Here is an 18905-nt window from a genome sequence, read left to right as displayed (position 1 = left end):
TGCGCCGAAGTGCGCTTTGGGTCAAGCAAAGGCGCTTTTCTGAACAAAGCTCTCTGAAAAATGATGCAATGAGGTCACACACCTGTTGCACGGCGGAGCGACAACATTCTAAGAAACCTAAGGAATGTAGGCCGATAGGGCATAGGAGGCAGATATGGGGTTGGCGGACATAAAGGCGCGGGTTGCGGGTGAGGCGGAGCGTGTCGGGCGTGCACCGGAAAGCGTGACTTTGATCGCTGTGTCCAAGGTTCAGCCCAATGAACGAGTCGCATCCGTGCTAGAAGAAGGCCATCGTGTTTTCGGGGAAAACAAGGTTCAGGAGGCCGCCGGGAAGTGGCCAGCCTTCAAAGAACAGTATGAAGGCGTCGAGCTGCATCTCATCGGTCCGCTTCAGACCAACAAGGCGCGTCAGGCAATGGAGTTGTTCGATGTGATTCACACGGTGGACCGTCCGAAGCTTGCCAAAACCATCGCGCGGCTGGCCGAAGAACTGGATCATTGCCCGCGTCTGTTCATTCAGGTGAACACTGGCGAGGAGCCGCAAAAGGCGGGGGTTCTGCCCGCTGATGCGGACTCTTTCATCAATGAGTGTCGTGATCTGGGCCTCGTGATCGAGGGGCTGATGTGTATTCCGCCCGCCGAGGAGGAGCCGTCTTTGCATTTCGCGCTGTTGAAAAAGATCGCCCTTCGCAACGGGCTTGAGGGCCTGTCGATGGGCATGTCCGGTGACTTCGAAACCGCGATTGCACAGGGCGCGACGCATGTGCGGGTCGGTTCAGCAATCTTTGGCGAGCGGGATTATTCCTGAGCGCTTTAGCGGATGATCAGCCGGGTCGCGGGCGTGATGCGTTCCGCGATCCAGCGCAGGTGATCGGCGCGAAAGGCCACGCACCCTTCGGTCGGATGGCGCGGCTTGCGCCAACGATGCACGAAAATGGCCGAGCCTTTTCCCGGCGTGGCGTCCGGCCAGTTCCAATCGGTGATAATCACCAGATCATAAAGCCGGTCGGCTCGGCGCATCTTTTCATGGCTGGCTTTGAACGGCGCGCGCACGAGGTGGTTGTAGGCGGGGTGATCGCCCGCATCGCACCAAAGATCGCCTACGCGGATTTTCTCGCCTGTTATCGCCGGAATGCGATCCGCCCTGTAATAGAGCGCGGGCATATGATGCGCGCCGCGCGGGCTGGCGCCATCGCCTTCGCGTTTGTCGTCACGGATGCCGCCCTTGCCGATGGAACAGGGGAGCCGCCGCCCCAAAAAGCGCGCGCCCCAGCGAGTCACCACGATGTCGGTGGCTTTGAACATCATAACAGGTGTCCGGATTTGCGCGCCTTGGTGGCGAGGTAGGCTTCGTTATAGCGATTCTCGCCGACCTTGAGCGGCACGCGTTCGGTGACCTCGATGCCTTGATCTTTCATGCGCGCGATCTTGTTCGGGTTGTTGGTCAAAAGCCGCACGGCGCCGAACCCCATCTCTTTGAGAATCGCCGCCCCAATGCGAAAATCGCGTTCGTCATCCTCAAAGCCCAGGCGGTGATTGGCCTCCACCGTGTCGAATCCCTGATCTTGCAATGAGTAGGCGCGCATCTTGTTGGCATGGCCGATGCCGCGGCCCTCTTGGTTCAGATACAACAGAATGCCTTCGCTCTCTTCGCCCATCTGCGTCAAAGCGGCGTTCAATTGCGGGCCGCAGTCGCATTTCATCGAGCCGAAAATATCGCCGGTGAAACAGGCGGAATGCAAGCGGGCCAGAACCGGTTTCGCGCGATCCGGGCGGCCGACTTCGACGACATAATGCTCTTCGCCGCCATCCTCGGGGCGGAACACATGCACGCGGGATTTCTCGGCGGCGAGCAAGGGCACGCGGGCGTGGACCATATCGTGCAGCGGCGCGAGATCGGCCATCAGCGGCAGGGCGGTCTCGACCGGCAAGACGGTCAGACCATGGGTGGCAGCAATCTCATAGGCGTTGTCCAGATCGACCATCACGGCGGCGGGCAAAAGCCGCGCGGATTTCGAAAGGGCGATCGCCGCCTTCGCGCAAAGCGCGTTGCCGCCGCGCAGGGATTGGAACGGGCCTTTCATCGGGTGGGTCAGATCGTCCGCCGGATTGGCGACGGCTTCGATCCAATCGACATCGACGTCTTTTGGCAGGATCAGGCGGGCCAAAGTGCTGTCATAGGCGCGGGCCGACAGTGTTTCGGCGCGGCGGGCGGTGATCGCCAGATAGGCCTGACCCAGTTTGCGCAGGTCATTCAAACGCGCGGAAGACAGATCCTCGGCCGCAATCGCAAGTGCTGCCCCCGCCTCGGATCGCAGCACAACCGGCACGCCCATACGCATGTCAGCGCGGGCGCGGGCGATGAGTTCTGAGAGGCTGGGCGCAAGGCTCATGGCGGTATCCGTCCTGTGATCAGGCCTCTCCTGTAGCGATTTTTGACATAAAGTGAAACATTTCCGCGCGATTTGACACGCTTGCGTGATGGGTTTGTTGCAAATCTTGTTTTGGCGCATGGTTCACCTCAGATCACGGACAAGGCACAAACAAAGGAGGCCCGCGTGATGGCCACTCTCAAGAAAATTCTTCTCGTGGATGATGATGACGATCTGCGCGAGGCGCTGAGCGAGCAACTGGTGATGACCGAGGATTTCGATGTCTTCGAAGCCGACAGCGGCGCCACCGGGATGGAGAAAACCAAAGAGGGTCACTACGACCTGATCATGCTCGATGTGGGCCTGCCGGACACGGATGGGCGCGAGCTGTGCAAGCGGATGCGCAAATCCGGGGTGAAAGCGCCGATCCTGATGCTCACCGGCCATGACACCGATGCCGATACGATCCTTGGCCTCGACAGTGGCGCCAATGATTATGTCACCAAACCGTTCAAATTCCCGGTGCTTCTGGCCCGCATTCGCGCCCAGCTTCGCACCCATGAACAATCCGAGGCCGCTGTGTTCCAGTTGGGGCCGTACACGTTCAAACCGGCGCAAAAGATGCTTGTCACCGAAGACGACAAGAAAATCCGCCTCACAGAAAAAGAGACCAACATTCTCAAATTCCTCTATCGCGCCACCGAAGGCGTCGTGCCGCGCGATGTCTTGCTGCATGAGGTCTGGGGCTACAACGCCGGTGTGACGACCCACACGCTTGAGACCCACATCTATCGCCTGCGCCAAAAGATCGAGCCCGATCCCTCGAACGCACGCCTTTTGGTGACGGAGGCCGGTGGCTATCGCCTCGCCTCCTGATTTGAAAAAAATGAATTTGCGCAGGAACCTTTTGGCACCTGCGTGGGTTCCATTCAGGAAGATCCCTCGCACATCGGGACAATGATGTGCAGTCCCTCGTCCCTCGACTTACGCCCGGCCTTCGTGCCGGGCATTTTTTTGCGGTTTTGTCGGGAGCGCCTTGCACCGCTTTCGGGTGGCGTCATACGCGGCGGGCGGGTAGGGTTCGGGGCAAATCTGATCCGAGGTCCCGAAATGTCGTTCACCCTTGCAACCTGGAACATCAACTCAGTGCGTCTGCGCGAGCCGATCGTGCTCAAACTGCTCGAAGAAGAAGCGCCCGATGTGCTGTGCCTTCAGGAGTGCAAATCGCCGGTCGAGAAAATCCCGATGGAGGGCTTTCGCGCGCTAGGCTACACCCACATGGTCGCACGCGGGCAAAAGGGCTATAACGGCGTCGCGATCCTGTCCAAGATTCCGATGGTCGAGGCCGGTGCCGCAGATTACGCCTCCCTCGGTCACGCGCGTCACATCGCAGGCAAGCTGGAAAACGGTGTGACCATCCACAATTTCTACGTTCCAGCGGGTGGCGATGTGCCGGATCGCGAAGTGAACGAGAAATTCGGCCAAAAGCTCGATTACCTGACCGAGATGCGCGATGCCTTCCATGCCGACACGCCTGAGAAAGCCATTCTCGTGGGGGACCTGAACATCGCGCCGCGCGAAGATGATGTCTGGGATCACAAGAAACTCCTGAAGATCGTGTCGCACACCCCCATTGAGGTCGAGCACCTCGCCCAGACCCAAGACGCAGGCAACTGGGTCGACATCACCCGTCAGGATATTCCTGAGGGGCTGCTCTATAGCTGGTGGTCGTACCGCGCCAAGGATTGGGATGCCGCCGACAAGGGCCGTCGTCTCGATCACATTTGGGCCACGCCCGATATTTCCAATGCGGCTCACGGATCGCGGGTGCTGCGGGCTGCGCGGGGCTGGGACAAACCGTCGGACCATGCGCCGGTTTTTGCAACCTTCGATCTCTAAAGCCGATCTTTAAAACCCATGCGACAAGGCGCATATATGCGCCAAGCAACCAGATAGAGGAGAACCGATATGGATCTCGGACAAGCCAACGGCGCCGCCCATGGCGCCTATGTGAAAGACGTCACCGAAGCCGATTTCATGGCAGAGGTGATCGAAGCCTCGCAAGAAACCCCTGTGATCGTCGATTTCTGGGCGCCGTGGTGTGGCCCCTGCCGTCAGCTTGGCCCGGCTCTTGAGGCCGAGGTCGAGGCCGCCGGTGGCGCCGTCAAAATGGCGAAGGTCAATGTCGATGAGAACCAGATGATCGCGGGCCAGCTGCGGGTGCAGTCGATCCCGACCGTCTATGCCTTTTTCAAAGGTCAGCCGGTGGACGGGTTCCAAGGTGCGCTGCCGCCTTCGCAGATCAAGGAATTCGTGACCAAGGTCGCGGCGCTGAACGAGGACGAAAGTCTTGCCGATGCGGTGGCTGCCGCCGACGAAATGTTCGAAGCCGGTGAGATCGACGACGCGGCCCAGACCTACGCCGCAATCCTCGAAGAAGACGACAAACTCGCCAGCGCCTATGCCGGTCTCGCCAAATGCCATCTCGCCAAAGGTGAGGTCGATCAGGCTGAAGCGGTGATCAACGGCGCCCCTGCCGAGATCGCGACCGATGCGGCCATCGAGGGTGTTCACGCCCAGATCGCTCTGGCGCGTGAAGCCGAAAATGCCGGCCCAGTTGGCGAACTCGCGGCCAAGGTCGAAGCTGACCCGACCGATATGCAGGCCCGTCTTGATCTTGCCGTGGCGCAACACGCCGCTGGTCAAATTGAGGAGTCTGTCGATACCCTTCTGGCCGCCTTCAAACAGGACCGCGAGTGGAACGATGGTGCCATCAAAGAGCAGCTGTTCAAAATCTTCGACAGCCTCAAGCCCAACGATCCGATCGCCCTCACCGGTCGCCGCAAATTGTCGTCGATGCTATTTGCCTGATCGTCCGTGCGATCTAGCTATAGGGTATGTTGACCGCTGCGAGCCTTCCTGAGACGATCCCCGTCTTCCCGCTGCCCGGTGCGCTTTTGCTGCCCCGGGCACGGTTGCCGCTGCATATTTTCGAGCCTCGCTATTTGCAGATGATCGAAGATTGCATGAAAACTTCCGCGCGTCTCATCGGCATGGTGCAGCCGCGCAGCGGGGCAGGGGAGGGCAAGCTCAACCAAATCGGCTGTGCCGGGCGTTTGACGGCATTTTCCGAGACCGAAGACGGACGCTACATGATCACGCTCTCGGGCGTCTCGCGTTTTCGACTGATCGCGGAAGAGAGCGGATTTTGCCCGTATCGCAAATTCTCGGTCAATTGGTCTGATTTCTCACAGGATCTCGGTGCGGCAGAAACCGATCCGCGCATGGATCGCGCCGGCTTCATGGACTTGCTCAAACGCTATTTCTGCGAGGAAGACCTGCAAACCGATTGGGACAGCCTTGGTCAGGCGGATGATGAATTGCTGATCAACTCGCTCTCCATGCTATGCCCCTTCGGTCCCGAAGACAAACAGGCCCTTTTGGAGGCGCCCTCTCTTTCCATCCGGCGTGAAACTCTGGTAACCCTCATGGAATTCGCCCTGCATGGCGGCTCTGATGAGGATATGATGTGATGAGCAGTGATACGACCCCACAAGCGCAACAGGCCTTTGATCGCCGCATGTTGGAGGCGCTCGTCTGCCCGCAAACTCATGGGGTTTTGACCTATGACGCCGAGGCGCAAGAGCTGATCTCGAAAACCGCAGGGCTCGCCTATCCGATCCGTAACGGCATCCCGATTATGCTGGTTTCAGAAGCGCGCAGCCTCGAAGACTAAGACGCTTGGGCGCGGTTCAGTGCCCGCGCCCCTTTTATTCGCGTTTAGGTTAATCAGATTAAGGTTAGCGCCAGAAAGTAGGGGCGTTTCCTTTGTGCCAAAAATACTCAAGCGGCATCTGGCCTCAAAGCGGTACGCCCCGCAACAGCTTTGGCACATCACCATTGACCCCTGCCGCCTCGCGGATTGCCGCGCGGCGCAGACCCGTCACGGAATTCACCACCCCCATGCCGATGTCACGCGCGATGCGCAGCAGCGGATTGTCGTTGGAAAACAGCTTGTTGAAGCTGTCGGTCATCAGCGCCATCGTGGCCACATCAAACCGCCGCCACTGTGCGTAACGCTCTAGAACATCCTCGCGCCCGATGTCTTCGCCGCGTCGATGCGCTTCGACCAAAACCTCGGTCAGTGCGCCGACATCCTTGAGGCCCGCGTTGAGACCCTGTCCGGAAATCGGGTGCATCCCATGCGCAGCATCCCCCACAAGCGCGATGCGCGGTGCGATAAATTGGTTCGCGAGAGTGATGTTCAGCGGATAGGTAAAGCGTTTCCCCGCGAGGGAAATCTCGCCCAGAAAATCCCCAAAGCGCGGGCGCAGCACCGCGAGGTAATCCTCATCGGACAGCGCCTGAATATCCGCCGCCATCTTGTCCTTTTCGGTCCAGACGATGGAGCTTTGGTTGCCCGGTAGGGGCAGGATCGCCAGCGGCCCGGAGGGCAGGAAATATTGATGCGCGGCGCCGTTATGAGGCAGCTCATGCGAAATCGCGCAGACGAGTGCAGTCTGACCATAGGCCCAGCCGGTGCGCTTGATCCCGGCGCGCTCCGCCGTGCCAGATTTGCGCCCGTCACAGCCGACGATCAGTTTCCCCTCGATCTCTGCGCCACTGTCCAAAGTGACATTCGCGCCATGCAGATCGACCTCTTGCGCCACCACAAGCCCCTCAACCTGCGTGATCCGGGGCTGCGCGTCGAGCGCGTCCAAAATGGCCTGCCGCAGGAACCGATCCTCGACCATATAGCCCATCGGGCTTTCGTCGATTTCCCCGTCCCGGAATTCGAGCATGAAAGGCGCGGGGCCTTCACCGGGCTTGCCGTCGGTGACCTTCACGTCGAGAATGGGCTGCGCATTCGTGCTGACCCGATCCCAAAGCCCAATCGCTTTTAAGAGCTTATGAGACCCAAGCGAGAGCGCATAGCCACGTCCGTCAAACACATCACTGGTGCGGGTCTCTTTCGGGAGGCTGTCGATCAAGGTCACGCTCAGCCCGGCATTCGCGGAGGCAAGTGCAAGCGCCGGACCGTTCAAACCGCCGCCGACAATGATGAGATCGCTTTTGGGGGTGATGTTTTGGGTCATGGCAGTCTCCTTGCCGCAAATATGACGCGTAAAGCGGGATTGTCCATGCGATGTTGCGCCGCTAGTTTGCATCGGCAACAAGAAAGGGCGCAAAATGGTCGAGTACACAAAGATGAGCATGAGCGATCTGGGACGGGCCATTGGCACCGGCGACATCGACCCGCGCGATCTGGCGGCGGCGTTTCTGGACATGGCTACGGCGCATCCCTTCCGCGATCGCATCTATGCGCGCCTAATGGAAGACCGCGCTATGGCCGAGGCCGAAGCGGCCTATGATCGTGCCCAAAATCGCGTGCGCCGCAGCCTTTTGGATGGCGTTCCAGTGTCGTGGAAAGACCTTTTCGACACGGCTGGTGTCGCGACTGAAGCGGGCACTGCTTTGCTCAAGGATCGCATCCCAGCCCGCGACGCCGAAGTGCTGCGCCGTGCGTCTAACGCCGGTCTGGTCGCGTTGGGCAAGACGCATATGTCAGAGCTGGCATTTTCCGGTCTCGGGCTCAATCCGGTGACAGCGACGACGCCCTGTGTGAATGATCATGATGCGGTATCGGGGGGCTCCTCCTCTGGCGCTGCGGGGTCTGTCGCTTTCGGGCTTGCCCCCGGTGCGATTGGGTCTGACACTGGCGGTTCGGTGCGTATCCCGTCGGCTTGGAACGATCTTGTGGGCCTGAAAACAACGGCGGGGCGCATCCCTCTTGATGGAGTGGTGCCGCTGGCTGCTGCCTTCGACACGATCGGACCGCTGGTCAAAACGGTTGAAGACGCGGCAGAGACCTTCGCCATTCTCGACGGCTCCCCCGCGCCGGACCTCAAAGGTGCGACACTCAAGGGCAAGCGCCTTCTTGTTCTCGACAATGTGGTTTTCGATGACATTCGCGATGCGCCGCTGGCCGCCTTCGAGGCCTCGGTCGAAAAGCTGCGTGACGCAGGGGCCGAGATCACCCGCGCTCCCGTCGCGGCTGTGACCGAGGCGATGGACCTCTCCGGTATCCTGTTCACGACGGAGGCCTATGCCGAGTGGCGTGACTATATCGAGGCCAATCCAGAGCTGATGTATCCGCGCATTCTCGAACGCTTCCGGGCGGGTGGGGCCTTTAACGGAGCGGATTTCGTTGCGGGCTGGAAAAAATTGAACCATCTGCGCGGGGAATATCTGCGCGAGACAGCGGGCTACGATGCGGTCATTCTGCCGACCGCGCCGATCTTGCCGCCCAACGCGGAGCGCCTGATGAACGACGCGGACTATTATGTGACGGAGAACCTGTTGGCGCTCCGTAATACCCGTGTCGGCAACCTCATGGGGCTGGCGGCTCTGACACTTCCGACCGGCGTGCCGTCCTGTGGTTTGTTGATGCAAACGCCGCCAATGACAGAGGCTGCGTTGTTGCGACTGGGGGCGGCGGCGGAAAAGGCGCTGGCCTAAAAGTCACAACTTCCGCGGGCGCACCCCTGTCAAGAACGTCTTTCTCTGGACCAAATCAGTCTCGACGGTTATCTTGGCTGCAATCACCCGGGCAAAAAGATCCGGAAAAACAGAGGCAGTAGCAGTTTCATGACGTTCCCTGAGCGGTTTTCCAACCTGCCGGAATACGCGTTCCCGCGTTTGCGCACGCTTCTCGACGCCCATGCGCCGGGGGGTGAGGTTATGCATATGACCATCGGCGAGCCGCGCCATGCGATGCCGTCTTTCGTTGGTGACGTGCTGGCCGAGAACCTCGCGGGATTTGCGAAATATCCGAACAACAACGGCACGGATGAGTTGCTGGGGGCCATCGCCGGTTGGCTCAAACGCCGTTTCGGCGTGACGGTCGAGCCGACCACCGATATTATGGCGCTGAACGGCACGCGAGAGGGGTTGATGAACGCCTGTCTTGCGCTCTGCCCCGAGATAAAGCGCGGCAAACAGCCGGTCGTTCTGACGCCCAATCCGTTTTATCAGGTCTATGCCGTTGCCGCCGTCACCATCGGTGCCGAGCCGGTCTTTGTGCCCGCGACCCGCGAAACCGGGTTTCTGCCGGATTATGCCGGGCTGCCGACAGAGGTTCTGGATTGCACGACGATTGCCTATATTTGCAGCCCCTCGAACCCGCAGGGCGCGATTGCGACCCGCGACTATCTACGTGACCTGATTGCCTTGGCTGAAAAGCACGATTTCAAGGTCTTCTCCGACGAGTGCTATTCCGAGATTTACCGCGATGAGGTGCCCGTGAGCGCCCTCGAAGTTGCGCGTGAGATGGGGGCGGACCCCGAACGCGTGGTGATTTTCCATTCGCTGTCGAAACGGTCGAACCTTCCGGGGCTGCGCTCTGGCTTCGTGGCGTCGGGGCCGGAAAACATGCTCCGTATTCGACGGCTGCGTTCTTATGCAGGCGCGCCTTTGCCTGGTCCGATTCAGGCGGTGTCCGCCCGCGTTTGGGCTGACGAGGATCACGTCATCGCCTCGCGCAAGCTCTATGTCGAGAAATTCGATCTGGCCGATGAAGTGTTTTCCGGCATTCAAGGTGCGGAGGCCCCACAGGCGGGGTTTTTCCTCTGGCTGCCGGTCAATGACGGCGAAGAGGCCGCAATGAAACTTTGGACCGAGACGGGAGTGCGGGTTCTGCCCGGCGCTTATCTGTCGCGGGACGTAAACGGGGACAACCCCGGCAAGCATTACATCAGGGTCGCGCTCGTGGCCCCAAAAGAAGAAACGCAGCGCGGGCTCATTACGCTTCGCGACTGTTTGTACGGTTAAGGTAAGAGGCAGGCATGGCATCCTATCAGGCGCGCGGTCGCGACCCGCTTTTCGACAGAAACACCCAGGCGCTTTTGGAGCGTCGCGGGCGAGAACTCATTGGCCTCGGCCTTATGGGGGTAGGGTTCCTGATCGCGCTGATGTTGGGGTCTTATGTGCCTGAGGATCCGAGCTGGCTTTCCGCGACCGAAGCGCCGGTGCATAATATTTTGGGCCGTCTTGGCGCCTCCGTGGCCTCGCCCTTGATGATCATTGTAGGTGTGGCCTCTTGGGGCTTTGTTCTGGGCTTCGCGGCTTGGGGCCTGCGCTTGGTGCTGCATCGTGGGGCCGAACGCGCCCTGTCGCGCGCGGTTTTCGTGCCGATCGCCATTGCCGTGGCCGCGATCTATGCCTCTACCCACGCGTCCACCGCGCCGCAAAGCTATGGCGGTTTGTTCGGGGACACTGTCCTGGCCGCATTGATCCAGATTTTGCCCTTGGGCGCTGCCTTTAGTCTCAAGGCTCTGGCACTTCTGTCGTTCTTTGGCGCGCTGGCACTGGGCCTCTTTGCACTCGGCGTGACCGTGGCTGAGATGAAGACGGCGGGCCGCTTCCTGCTTGTCGGCTTGGTGTCGCTTTACGCTTTGGTCTTGCACCTTTTGGGGCGTGGCGCGCGGGGCTCTGTCGTGATGGGGCAACAAATGGCGCGCACCGCCGCGACCAGGCGCGAAGAGCGCCGCGCCGAGCGTCAGATGCTGGCCGAGCAACAGGCCGCCTTTGAGGCGCAAATGGCACAGGCCGAGCCGCGCGCGACCGGGCGTGTGATCCGTGCGGAACAGCCGGTGATCGAAACCGTTCCGATGGAAGTTGAGCAGAAACCGTCGCTCTTGTCCAAGATGCCGGGTCTCTTGAAACGCACTGCGCCCGAAGATTTGGAGCCCGAGTTGATCGAACCTGATCTGGCGCCCGATGTGGACATGGGGCCGGGGCAGGATGATCGTATTCGCTCGAAAATCTCCTCCGCCATCAGTGCCCGCGCTCGCGCCGTGCCGCGTGGGGCGATGATGGGGCAGGGCAACGGCCGTGTTGAGCCGCCTTTGACCGCCGCGCAGAAGGCCGCGCAGAAATATCGAAAAGGTCCGGCGCCGATCATTTTTGATCAGAACACTGTCGGCGGGCCTTTGACCTCGTCCACGGCGGCACCTGCCGCGCAGGCGGATTACGCCTATGAAGAACCGGCGGAGGTCGCCTATCACGCCGACTATTCCGACTATGAGGCGGGCTATGCGCAAGCGGAATATGGCCAAGCTGACTACGCCGACCCTTATGCGGATGAGGCGATGATGGAGGATGCTCTGGTCGAGGATGCGTTGGAGACGCCGGAATATGTCGCGCCGCAGCCTGCGCGCTACGAACCCGCCGCCCCCGCCGTACCCGAACAGAAACGCGTTGTGCAGCATCCTGTGCGCAAACCCGTTGCGGCCTCGAAACAGGCGCAGGCGGAGGCGCAGCCTTCGTTGAAATTCGATCCGAAAGAGGCCGAATACGAGACGCCGCCGCTGTCTCTCTTGGAAAACCCGACCAACATCGTGCGTCACACGCTGTCCGATGAGGCGCTGGAAGAAAACGCCCGGATGCTGGAAAGCGTACTCGATGACTATGGCGTCAAGGGCGAGATCGTCTCTGTGCGTCCCGGCCCTGTCGTGACCATGTACGAGTTGGAACCCGCGCCAGGTCTCAAGGCCTCGCGCGTGATCGGTCTGGCCGATGACATCGCGCGCTCGATGTCGGCGCTCTCTGCGCGTGTGTCCACCGTCCCGGGACGCTCCGTGATTGGGATCGAATTGCCAAATGATCACCGCGAAATGGTGTCCTTCCGTGAGATCCTCTCGACCCGTGATTATGGTGACGGCAAGCTGTCGCTGCCGCTTGCCTTGGGCAAGGACATCGGCGGCGATCCGGTCGTCACCAACCTTGCGAAGATGCCGCACCTGTTGATCGCGGGGACCACCGGTTCCGGTAAATCCGTGGCGATCAACACGATGATCCTGTCGCTCTTGTACCGCCTGACGCCGGAAGATTGCCGTCTGATCATGATCGACCCGAAGATGCTGGAACTCTCCGTCTATGACGGCATTCCGCACCTGTTGAGCCCGGTTGTGACCGACCCGAAAAAGGCCGTTGTGGCGCTGAAATGGGTCGTGGCCGAGATGGAAGATCGGTATCGCAAAATGTCCAAAATGGGCGTGCGCAACATCGACGGCTACAACGGTCGCGTCAAAGAGGCGCTGTCCAAGGGTGAGATGTTCTCCCGCACCGTGCAGACGGGCTTTGACGACGAAACCGGCGATCCGATTTTCGAGACCGAAGAATTCCAGCCAGAAAAACTGCCCTTCATCGTGGTGATCGTCGACGAGATGGCCGACCTGATGATGGTCGCAGGTAAGGAGATCGAAGCCTGTATCCAGCGTCTGGCACAGATGGCGCGGGCCTCGGGCATCCACTTGATCATGGCGACGCAGCGTCCCTCCGTGGACGTCATCACCGGCACGATCAAGGCGAACTTCCCGACTCGGATTTCCTTCCAGGTGACCTCGAAAATCGACAGCCGCACCATTTTGGGCGAGCAGGGCGCCGAACAGCTCTTGGGCATGGGCGACATGCTCTACATGGCGGGCGGCGGGAAAATCCAACGCTGCCACGCGCCCTTTGTGTCCGACGAAGAGGTCGAGAAAATCGTGTCTTACCTCAAGGCCTATGGCCCGCCCGATTATGTCGGCGGCGTGGTCGAGGGACCGGAGTCCGACAAGGAAGCGGATATCGACGCGGTTCTGGGCCTGTCCACCGGTGGCAACACCAATGGCGAAGACGCGCTCTACGATCAGGCCGTGGCCATCGTGATCAAGGATCGCAAATGTTCGACCTCCTACATCCAGCGCAAACTGGCGATCGGCTACAACAAAGCCGCGCGTCTGGTGGAGCAGATGGAGGACGAAGGTGTCGTTTCGGCTGCGAACCATGTCGGCAAACGCGAGATTCTGGTGCCGGAACAGTAACTTCAGCTTAGGCGATAGGCGCTCACACGCCTGTCGCTCTCTTGTGAGCAGAAGAGATATGGAAGGTTGGAGAATCTGACGTATATCTACGTCATGAAACGATTTCTGACCGCGCTTGCGCCCGCCGCCCTGATTGCTTTGTCCACTGTCGCCCCCGCGGCGGCGGAAAAGCTGTCCCTGTCCACACTCTCCAATTATCTGAACAGCCTCAGCACGGTTCAGGCGGATTTTGTCCAAACCAACGATGATGGCTCTCGCTCCGCCGGCAAGGTGACGATCAAACGCCCCGGCCGGATGCGCCTCGAATACGGTTCGGCGGACGATGCGCTTGTGTTGGTGTCCGGTGGTCAGGTTGGGATTTTCGATCCGGGCTCGAATGAACCGCCGCAGAGGTTTCCGCTGTCGCAGACCCCTCTGTCAGTGATCCTCAAGCGCAATGTCGACTTGAATGCCGCCAAGATGGTGGTGTCGCACCGTGAAAAAGACGGCGACACGATTGTGCGGGCGCAAGACCCTGACAATCCTGAATACGGCTATATCGATCTGATCTTCAGCGCGACACCTGTGCTCAAGGCTTGGGTCATCCACGATGAGGCCGGAGGCTCGACCACGGTTCAGTTGACCAAGATGTCTCTGGGTGGCGCTGTCTCTGACCGCAATTTCAACATCCGGTCAGAAGCCGACCGGCGCGGAACGCCGCTCGACTAACCCTTTTTCTCAAAGCTTGCCGCAGGCCATGAGTTGACTCCGATAGGTGTCAGAGCGTGCGGCAACCTGAGAGGAGACGCGCAAGAGCCACGGCTTGGCATTATAGGACCCGCGTGCATAGCCCGTGCGGCCCTCGTGGTAGGCGAGGTACTGCGCGCGGGCGTCGGCTTTGGAAATGCCCAGAGCTTCGGTGGTTTTGTCCATATACCAGCCCATGAAATCGGTCGCGTCCTCGATCCGGTCACGCTTCGCGCCGCGCCGACCTTCTTCGTCGCGGTATTCGTCCCATGTGGCATCGAGCGCCTGCGCATAGCCGTAAGCCGAGCTTTGGCGGCCCATCGGGATCACATCCAGGACAAAGCGATAGGGTGTGCGCGCATCACCGATGAATTTGCTTTCCTGATAGAATGTCGCCATCTGGACATAGACCGGCACGCCCCATTTGCGTTCGGTTTGCTTCATGGCCCGATGATATCTCGGGCGTTCGGATACGATTGCGCACGCATTGTCGAGGTCGCGCGGCGCGGAATAATTCCCGCCGCAGGCTGCAACCAACAGACAAAAACCCAATGCGCGAAGACCTCTGCTCATACCTGCCTCTCGCTCTTTACTTTGGCGAGATCATACCGAATTTCACCGGTCTGTGAAATGGCATTCCTGTGATCGTACCGAGCAGAGGTTCTAAATAACGAGGGCCAAAAGCAGCGGCAGGTAGAGAACGGACAGGAGGGTGGAGGACACCACGAGGGCCGCGACCGAGTCCGAATCCGCGCCGTATTTCTCCGCCAGCATGTAAGAGGTGACGGCCACTGGCGTGGCGATTTGCACCACAAGCACCGCAAAAGGCACAGGCGCGAGATCGAAATACATCCCGGCCAAGGCCGCGATGCCCGCGCAGAGCACCACTTTGCCAAGCGAAATCAGCGTGGCGCGACCAAGTCCCCGCGGATGCAGGCGCGCAACCGCGACGCCCAATGTGATGAGCATGAGCGGAATGGCGATCTGGCCCAGCATTTCAAGCGTGTTCATTGCGACGCGCGGCAGGGTCCAGCCTTGCCAAAGAAAAAGGGCGCCGAGAGCCGTGGCCCAGACAAGAGGTTCCTTGAAGGCCTTACCAAGCGATCCACGACCGGCCGTGACATAGATGCCGAAGGTGAAAGACCAGAGTGCCATGGCGGCAAAAACGACGACCGCGTAGCTCAAGCCCGCTTGGCCGAAGGCAAAGAGCGCAAGGGGCAGCCCGAGGTTGCCGGTGTTGCCGAAAATTAGTGGCGCAAGATAGGTGCGGGTGTCGAGTTTCAAGGCTTTGACGGCGATCCACGCAGCGATGGTGACGCCGCCGTAGGCCGCGACGGAGGCCATCGATAGGGCGGTTAGGGCGGCCGGATCAATGTCGGCTTTGACCAAAGCTGTGAAGATCAGAGCAGGCACGGAAAGTGTCATGGTCAGCTTGGTGACAAACTCCAAACGGTACTCGTGACCCGTCTTGACCCAAGTGAAACCGATCAACGCCAAAAGGAAAACAGGGGTGACAATTTCCATCACTGTTAAAATGAGGTTCACAGACTGTTTCCCATTTCTTTGGCCCTCCCCCGTGGACAGGCCCCGTTTTTAGGGTCTACTAACCTAATATAGGGGTTGCAATGTTATGATGAAATCGCGGGCGAAATATCATCTGGGGCAAGTTGTGCGCCACAGAAAGCTCAGCTTTCGGGGGGTCGTGTTCGATGTGGACGCGATCTTCTCAAACACGGACGAGTGGTACGCCGCCATTCCCGAGGACGTCAGACCCAATAAAGATCAGCCCTTTTATCATTTGCTCGCCGAGAATGACCAAAGCTATTACGTGGCTTATGTGTCCGAGCAAAACCTTGTAGCGGATTATTCGGGAGTCCCGATTGACCATCCGGATTTGTCGGATTTGTTCGGCCCGTTTTGCGATGGTTCTTACCCTTTGCATTTCCAGCTGAACTGAGCAGGCCTTTCGGAATTGGGAAAAAGGTCGCTTTTGCGTCCTTGCGCACACTGAAGGAGTTGGCGCTATCGACGCGAGAGGTCTTTTGGTTGGTGCGCTACGTCCGGATCTTCTGACCGATCGCCATTCTAAAGCTCAATTTGTTTTCCCCGTCGGTATGCGTGTAGTCCAACTCATGCGCCAATTCGCGGATCAGAAACCATCCAAATCCTCCCTCGGGCAAATCGGCAACGTCGCAATTCAGGTCGACTTTCAACCCCAGCGGCGGCTCGCCACCGGGCATCATTTTGCCTCTGTCCGAAATCATGCAATGCAATCCGTCGTCTGCCTGAGACAAACGGATATCGATCTGACCTTCTGGGTGTCCTGCATAGGCATGTTCGACGATGTTGTTGAGAATTTCCGCCAAGACGATTTCAAGGCTGGCAACCTCATCTGGGGCGAGGCCCTTCGGCCCAAGTCCATCCTTGATGGTTTGAAGTCCGCGTCGGACCGCGGCATCCGTCGCTGGCAGAATGAGTCTCAAGTCATGTTCTTTCGATTGGGGAGACACCTCCCAGGAATTCTGGTGGGTGAGATTTCCCTCAGGACGCATTTGCAATCCCGTCAACAGCAGTTGCGACGCTGGTGTGGATGGTGAACACGGTATCCATGCGAGTCAGGTGAAAGACACGTTGCACCGTGGGATGCAGCGCGGCGAGTTCTAGACGCTGACCATGACGCACGGCCTTCAAGGCGGCGACCACAGCGCCAAGCCCGGAACTGTCGAGAAATTCGACGTTTTGCAGATCAAGAAGAATACGCGCAGGGCCGCTGTCGCTCAGCGCGCGCATTTCGTCTTTGAACTGGATGGCACAGGCGGCGTCAATTCGGTTTTCACCGACGCAAACCACGCGCACGTCATCAAAGTCCTGATGTGTCAGTTTCATATGGCGTACCTTTTTCCTGCGAAGCGTCTGTGATCAAACCTCCGACGGAGCTACCCGGAAAGCGGAAAGACGCTGTATTGGGCTTGATCCTAAGGCTGAAATCTTACCAATGGGTTTGCGCCGATAGGAAAATGGAGAAAATTATGACCGACTACGCTGGTTTGTCCGCGCGCCTCAAGGCGCTCTGCGAGGGAGAAACGGATGAGGTGGCTCTGATGGCGACCATGGCCTGTGAGGTGCATCAGTCGGATGATCGGTTTCATTGGACGGGATTTTATCGCGTGGTTGAGGAAAACCTCTTAAAAATAGGCCCATATCAGGGCGGTCATGGCTGTCTGGTGATCCCGTTTTCACGTGGTGTCTGCGGAGCCTGTGCCCGGACACGCGAGGTGCAACTGGTTCCGGATGTTGAGGCCTTCGAGGGCCATATCGCCTGTGCCTCATCAACACGCTCGGAACTGGTCCTGCCTGTGCAAAATGCCAAAGGCGAATTGTTGGGGGTTTTCGATCTCGACAGCGATTTTTCTGCCGCTTTCACCGAGGAAGATGCGGAGCAACTGACCCTTATTCTCAATCGCGTTTTTGCCAATGTCACACGGGCATGATAGGCGCCTCTCATGAGTGACGATTACAATCCTCCGCAAGACCCTCTGGATGTGCTCCACATGGATCATGAGATTCTCGTGGTGAACAAACCGTCGGGGCTTTTGTCCGTACCGGGTAAGGGCGAGCATCTGGCCGATTGCCTCATGTCGCGCATTCAGACGGCGTTTCCGGAGGCGTTGCTGATCCACCGGTTGGATCGGGATACCTCTGGAGTCATGGTCTTTGCTCTGACGCCTCACGCACAACGTCACATCGGGCTTCAGTTCGAAAAGCGTCAGACCAAGAAAACCTATGTCGCTTGGGTCCACGGGCATATCGCGGAGAAAACGGGCACGGTGGATTTGCCATTGATCGTCGATTGGCCGAACCGCCCGAAACAGATGGTTTGTCACGAAACCGGCAAGCCTGCCGTCACCGATTGGCGGGTGGTGCGGTATCAGGACAATCAGACGCGGGTACGGCTGATGCCGAAAACGGGTCGTTCTCACCAGCTGCGTGTGCATATGCTTGCGATCGGGCATCCGATCATGGGTGATCCGTTTTACGCGACGGGTGAGGCGCGTGAGGCTTCGCGCTTGATGTTGCACGCAGAACAGCTACGGTTCCGGCACCCGGACGGAGGCGCCGGGCTGTCTTTTACGGCGAAATGCCCGTTTTGAATAAACCCGAGTAAAATTGTCGCGGCGGTCGCGGTCGGGGTAGAAATTCGAAATTTAGAATGTATCTAAGTTTCCAGACGAGTTACTAAAACATAGAGGAGTTGACCATGGGTCTTCGCATCAACGACATCGTTCCGAACTTCACCGCCATGACCGATCAGGGCGAAATCACCTTCCACGACTGGATCGGTGACAGCTGGGCGATCCTGTTCTCCCACCCGAAAGATTTCACCCCGGTCTGCACCACCGAATTCGGTGCCGTGGCGCAGCTTGCTGACGAATGGGAAAAGCGTGGCACCAAGGTGATCGGTCTCTCCGTCGATGGCGCCGAAGAGCACGTGCAGTGGAAATCCGACATCGAAGGCTTTGCCAACGCCAAAGCCGGTTTCCCGATCATCGCCGATACCGATCTGGCCGTGTCGAAAGCCTTCGACATGTTGCCGGCTGAGGCCTACCTGCCGGACGGCCGCACCGCTGCGGATTCTGCCTCTGTGCGTTCGGTGTTCATCATCTCCCCGGACAAAAAAGTTCAGCTCATCATGACCTACCCGATGTCCGTGGGCCGGAACTTTGCCGAAGTTCTGCGCGCCCTTGATGGTCTGCAAAAAACCTACGGCGTGCCGCTTGCGACGCCTGCGAACTGGACCATTGGCCAGGACGTGATCGCCGCTCTGTCGCTGACGGACGAACAGGCCGCCGAGAAATTCGGCGAGGTGGACATCAAGCTGCCGTACCTGCGTTTCGTGAAAGCGTAAGCGTTTCGGTCAAAAGCCGCTGAAATCGCCCCTGTT

Annotated in this window: 21 protein-coding genes; 14 read left to right on the top strand and 7 right to left on the bottom strand. The window is 59.2% G+C overall.

The features are described 5' to 3' along the window. Positions 1-154: 154 nt before the first annotated feature. Complete coding sequence (locus J5Y17_RS00310; RefSeq protein WP_219783218.1) at positions 155-808, top strand: YggS family pyridoxal phosphate-dependent enzyme; 654 nt, start codon at positions 155-157, stop codon at positions 806-808. 5 nt (positions 809-813) lie between these two features. Here J5Y17_RS00310 and J5Y17_RS00305 read toward each other — a convergent pair whose 3' ends face one another. Then, positions 814-1308, bottom strand: coding sequence for a L,D-transpeptidase (locus J5Y17_RS00305; RefSeq protein ID WP_255571766.1), 495 nt, complete (start codon positions 1306-1308; stop codon positions 814-816). Beyond that, a complete protein-coding gene (gene ribA / locus J5Y17_RS00300) occupies positions 1305-2393 on the bottom strand; it encodes a GTP cyclohydrolase II (protein WP_219783217.1) in 1089 nt (362 codons plus the stop codon). The genes J5Y17_RS00305 and ribA overlap by 4 nt, the downstream gene beginning before the upstream one ends. Positions 2394-2561: 168 nt before the next feature. Here ribA and J5Y17_RS00295 point away from each other — a divergent pair, with 168 nt between their 5' ends. From J5Y17_RS00295 to J5Y17_RS00275, 5 genes are all read left to right on the top strand, one after another. Continuing rightward, on the top strand, positions 2562-3248 hold the full coding sequence (locus J5Y17_RS00295) for a response regulator transcription factor (RefSeq protein WP_219783216.1): 687 nt from the start codon (positions 2562-2564) through the stop codon (positions 3246-3248). Between the two features lie 234 nt (positions 3249-3482). Beyond that, positions 3483-4271 (top strand): exodeoxyribonuclease III, encoded by a 789-nt coding sequence (locus tag J5Y17_RS00290; protein ID WP_219783215.1) that lies wholly within the window; start codon positions 3483-3485, stop codon positions 4269-4271. A 69-nt stretch (positions 4272-4340) separates the two neighbouring features. Further along, on the top strand, positions 4341-5243 hold the full coding sequence (locus J5Y17_RS00285) for a co-chaperone YbbN (RefSeq protein WP_219783214.1): 903 nt from the start codon (positions 4341-4343) through the stop codon (positions 5241-5243). 26 nt (positions 5244-5269) lie between these two features. Continuing rightward, positions 5270-5905, top strand: a complete 636-nt coding sequence (locus J5Y17_RS00280; RefSeq protein WP_219783213.1) for an LON peptidase substrate-binding domain-containing protein — start codon at positions 5270-5272, stop codon at positions 5903-5905. Further along, complete coding sequence (locus J5Y17_RS00275; RefSeq protein WP_219783212.1) at positions 5905-6108, top strand: Trm112 family protein; 204 nt, start codon at positions 5905-5907, stop codon at positions 6106-6108. The genes J5Y17_RS00280 and J5Y17_RS00275 overlap by 1 nt, the downstream gene beginning before the upstream one ends. A 124-nt stretch (positions 6109-6232) precedes the next feature. Here J5Y17_RS00275 and J5Y17_RS00270 read toward each other — a convergent pair whose 3' ends face one another. Continuing rightward, the gene (locus tag J5Y17_RS00270; protein ID WP_255571765.1) at positions 6233-7468 is read right to left on the bottom strand and encodes an FAD-dependent monooxygenase; all 1236 of its coding nucleotides are present in this window, start codon (positions 7466-7468) and stop codon (positions 6233-6235) included. Between the two features lie 94 nt (positions 7469-7562). On the opposite strand from J5Y17_RS00270, the gene J5Y17_RS00265 reads away from it, so the two are divergent. The 4 genes from J5Y17_RS00265 to J5Y17_RS00250 all read left to right on the top strand — a co-directional run bounded on the left by J5Y17_RS00265 (position 7563) and on the right by J5Y17_RS00250 (position 13945). Continuing rightward, complete coding sequence (locus J5Y17_RS00265; RefSeq protein WP_219783211.1) at positions 7563-8891, top strand: amidase; 1329 nt, start codon at positions 7563-7565, stop codon at positions 8889-8891. 129 nt (positions 8892-9020) lie between these two features. Further along, positions 9021-10202, top strand: coding sequence for an aminotransferase class I/II-fold pyridoxal phosphate-dependent enzyme (locus J5Y17_RS00260; protein WP_219783210.1), 1182 nt, complete (start codon positions 9021-9023; stop codon positions 10200-10202). A gap of 14 nt (positions 10203-10216) precedes the next feature. Beyond that, on the top strand, positions 10217-13237 hold the full coding sequence (locus tag J5Y17_RS00255; RefSeq protein ID WP_219783209.1) for a DNA translocase FtsK: 3021 nt from the start codon (positions 10217-10219) through the stop codon (positions 13235-13237). Between the two features lie 66 nt (positions 13238-13303). After that, positions 13304-13945 (top strand): outer membrane lipoprotein carrier protein LolA, encoded by a 642-nt coding sequence (locus J5Y17_RS00250; RefSeq protein ID WP_255571764.1) that lies wholly within the window; start codon positions 13304-13306, stop codon positions 13943-13945. Between the two features lie 9 nt (positions 13946-13954). Here J5Y17_RS00250 and J5Y17_RS00245 read toward each other — a convergent pair whose 3' ends face one another. Both J5Y17_RS00245 and J5Y17_RS00240 read right to left on the bottom strand, forming a co-directional pair. Beyond that, on the bottom strand, positions 13955-14536 hold the full coding sequence (locus J5Y17_RS00245) for a lytic transglycosylase (RefSeq protein ID WP_219783208.1): 582 nt from the start codon (positions 14534-14536) through the stop codon (positions 13955-13957). Between the two features lie 90 nt (positions 14537-14626). After that, complete coding sequence (locus tag J5Y17_RS00240; RefSeq protein WP_219783207.1) at positions 14627-15508, bottom strand: AEC family transporter; 882 nt, start codon at positions 15506-15508, stop codon at positions 14627-14629. Between the two features lie 85 nt (positions 15509-15593). Between J5Y17_RS00240 and hspQ the strand changes: the two genes are divergently transcribed. Next, positions 15594-15920, top strand: coding sequence for a heat shock protein HspQ (gene hspQ, locus J5Y17_RS00235; protein ID WP_219783206.1), 327 nt, complete (start codon positions 15594-15596; stop codon positions 15918-15920). A gap of 97 nt (positions 15921-16017) precedes the next feature. Here the strand turns inward: hspQ and J5Y17_RS00230 are convergent, their stop codons facing one another. Both J5Y17_RS00230 and J5Y17_RS00225 read right to left on the bottom strand, forming a co-directional pair. Continuing rightward, a complete protein-coding gene (locus J5Y17_RS00230; RefSeq protein ID WP_255571763.1) occupies positions 16018-16446 on the bottom strand; it encodes an ATP-binding protein in 429 nt (142 codons plus the stop codon). 58 nt (positions 16447-16504) lie between these two features. Further along, positions 16505-16849 carry an STAS domain-containing protein gene (locus tag J5Y17_RS00225; protein WP_219783204.1) on the bottom strand — a complete coding sequence of 115 codons (345 nt, stop codon included), beginning with the start codon at positions 16847-16849 and terminating at the stop codon, positions 16505-16507. Between the two features lie 143 nt (positions 16850-16992). Here J5Y17_RS00225 and J5Y17_RS00220 point away from each other — a divergent pair, with 143 nt between their 5' ends. The 3 genes from J5Y17_RS00220 (at position 16993) to J5Y17_RS00210 (ending at position 18869) form a co-directional block, all read left to right on the top strand. After that, positions 16993-17454: a GAF domain-containing protein gene (locus J5Y17_RS00220; protein ID WP_255571762.1), complete on the top strand. Its 462-nt coding sequence runs from the start codon at positions 16993-16995 to the stop codon at positions 17452-17454. A 12-nt stretch (positions 17455-17466) separates the two neighbouring features. Then, positions 17467-18114 carry an RluA family pseudouridine synthase gene (locus tag J5Y17_RS00215; protein WP_219783203.1) on the top strand — a complete coding sequence of 216 codons (648 nt, stop codon included), beginning with the start codon at positions 17467-17469 and terminating at the stop codon, positions 18112-18114. A 107-nt stretch (positions 18115-18221) separates the two neighbouring features. Further along, entirely contained in the window at positions 18222-18869 is a 648-nt protein-coding gene (locus J5Y17_RS00210) for a peroxiredoxin (protein WP_219783202.1), read from the top strand. Positions 18870-18905: the final 36 nt, after the last annotated feature.

It is taken from the genome of Celeribacter sp. PS-C1, from assembly GCF_019429625.1.
GTDB lineage: Bacteria > Pseudomonadota > Alphaproteobacteria > Rhodobacterales > Rhodobacteraceae > Celeribacter.
The sequence above is the reverse complement of the archived record's forward strand: the minus strand, read 5'-3'. Positions and strand labels throughout refer to the sequence as shown.

Bases quoted from the DNA above. Each gene is read 5' to 3' on its own strand.
- J5Y17_RS00215 (WP_219783203.1), top strand. From the start codon at position 17,467: ATGAGTGACGATTACAATCCTCCGCAAGACCCTCTGGATGTGCTCCAC.
- J5Y17_RS00220 (WP_255571762.1), top strand. From the start codon at position 16,993: ATGACCGACTACGCTGGTTTGTCCGCGCGCCTCAAGGCGCTCTGCGAG.
- J5Y17_RS00290 (WP_219783215.1), top strand. From the start codon at position 3,483: ATGTCGTTCACCCTTGCAACCTGGAACATCAACTCAGTGCGTCTGCGC.
- J5Y17_RS00255 (WP_219783209.1), top strand. From the start codon at position 10,217: ATGGCATCCTATCAGGCGCGCGGTCGCGACCCGCTTTTCGACAGAAAC.
- J5Y17_RS00265 (WP_219783211.1), top strand. From the start codon at position 7,563: ATGGTCGAGTACACAAAGATGAGCATGAGCGATCTGGGACGGGCCATT.
- J5Y17_RS00285 (WP_219783214.1), top strand. From the start codon at position 4,341: ATGGATCTCGGACAAGCCAACGGCGCCGCCCATGGCGCCTATGTGAAA.
- J5Y17_RS00295 (WP_219783216.1), top strand. From the start codon at position 2,562: ATGGCCACTCTCAAGAAAATTCTTCTCGTGGATGATGATGACGATCTG.
- J5Y17_RS00245 (WP_219783208.1), bottom strand. From the start codon at position 14,536: ATGAGCAGAGGTCTTCGCGCATTGGGTTTTTGTCTGTTGGTTGCAGCC.
- J5Y17_RS00310 (WP_219783218.1), top strand. From the start codon at position 155: ATGGGGTTGGCGGACATAAAGGCGCGGGTTGCGGGTGAGGCGGAGCGT.
- J5Y17_RS00270 (WP_255571765.1), bottom strand. From the start codon at position 7,468: ATGACCCAAAACATCACCCCCAAAAGCGATCTCATCATTGTCGGCGGC.
- hspQ (WP_219783206.1), top strand. From the start codon at position 15,594: ATGATGAAATCGCGGGCGAAATATCATCTGGGGCAAGTTGTGCGCCAC.
- J5Y17_RS00305 (WP_255571766.1), bottom strand. From the start codon at position 1,308: ATGATGTTCAAAGCCACCGACATCGTGGTGACTCGCTGGGGCGCGCGC.
- J5Y17_RS00280 (WP_219783213.1), top strand. From the start codon at position 5,270: ATGTTGACCGCTGCGAGCCTTCCTGAGACGATCCCCGTCTTCCCGCTG.
- J5Y17_RS00260 (WP_219783210.1), top strand. From the start codon at position 9,021: ATGACGTTCCCTGAGCGGTTTTCCAACCTGCCGGAATACGCGTTCCCG.
- ribA (WP_219783217.1), bottom strand. From the start codon at position 2,393: ATGAGCCTTGCGCCCAGCCTCTCAGAACTCATCGCCCGCGCCCGCGCT.
- J5Y17_RS00225 (WP_219783204.1), bottom strand. From the start codon at position 16,849: ATGAAACTGACACATCAGGACTTTGATGACGTGCGCGTGGTTTGCGTC.
- J5Y17_RS00210 (WP_219783202.1), top strand. From the start codon at position 18,222: ATGGGTCTTCGCATCAACGACATCGTTCCGAACTTCACCGCCATGACC.
- J5Y17_RS00275 (WP_219783212.1), top strand. From the start codon at position 5,905: ATGAGCAGTGATACGACCCCACAAGCGCAACAGGCCTTTGATCGCCGC.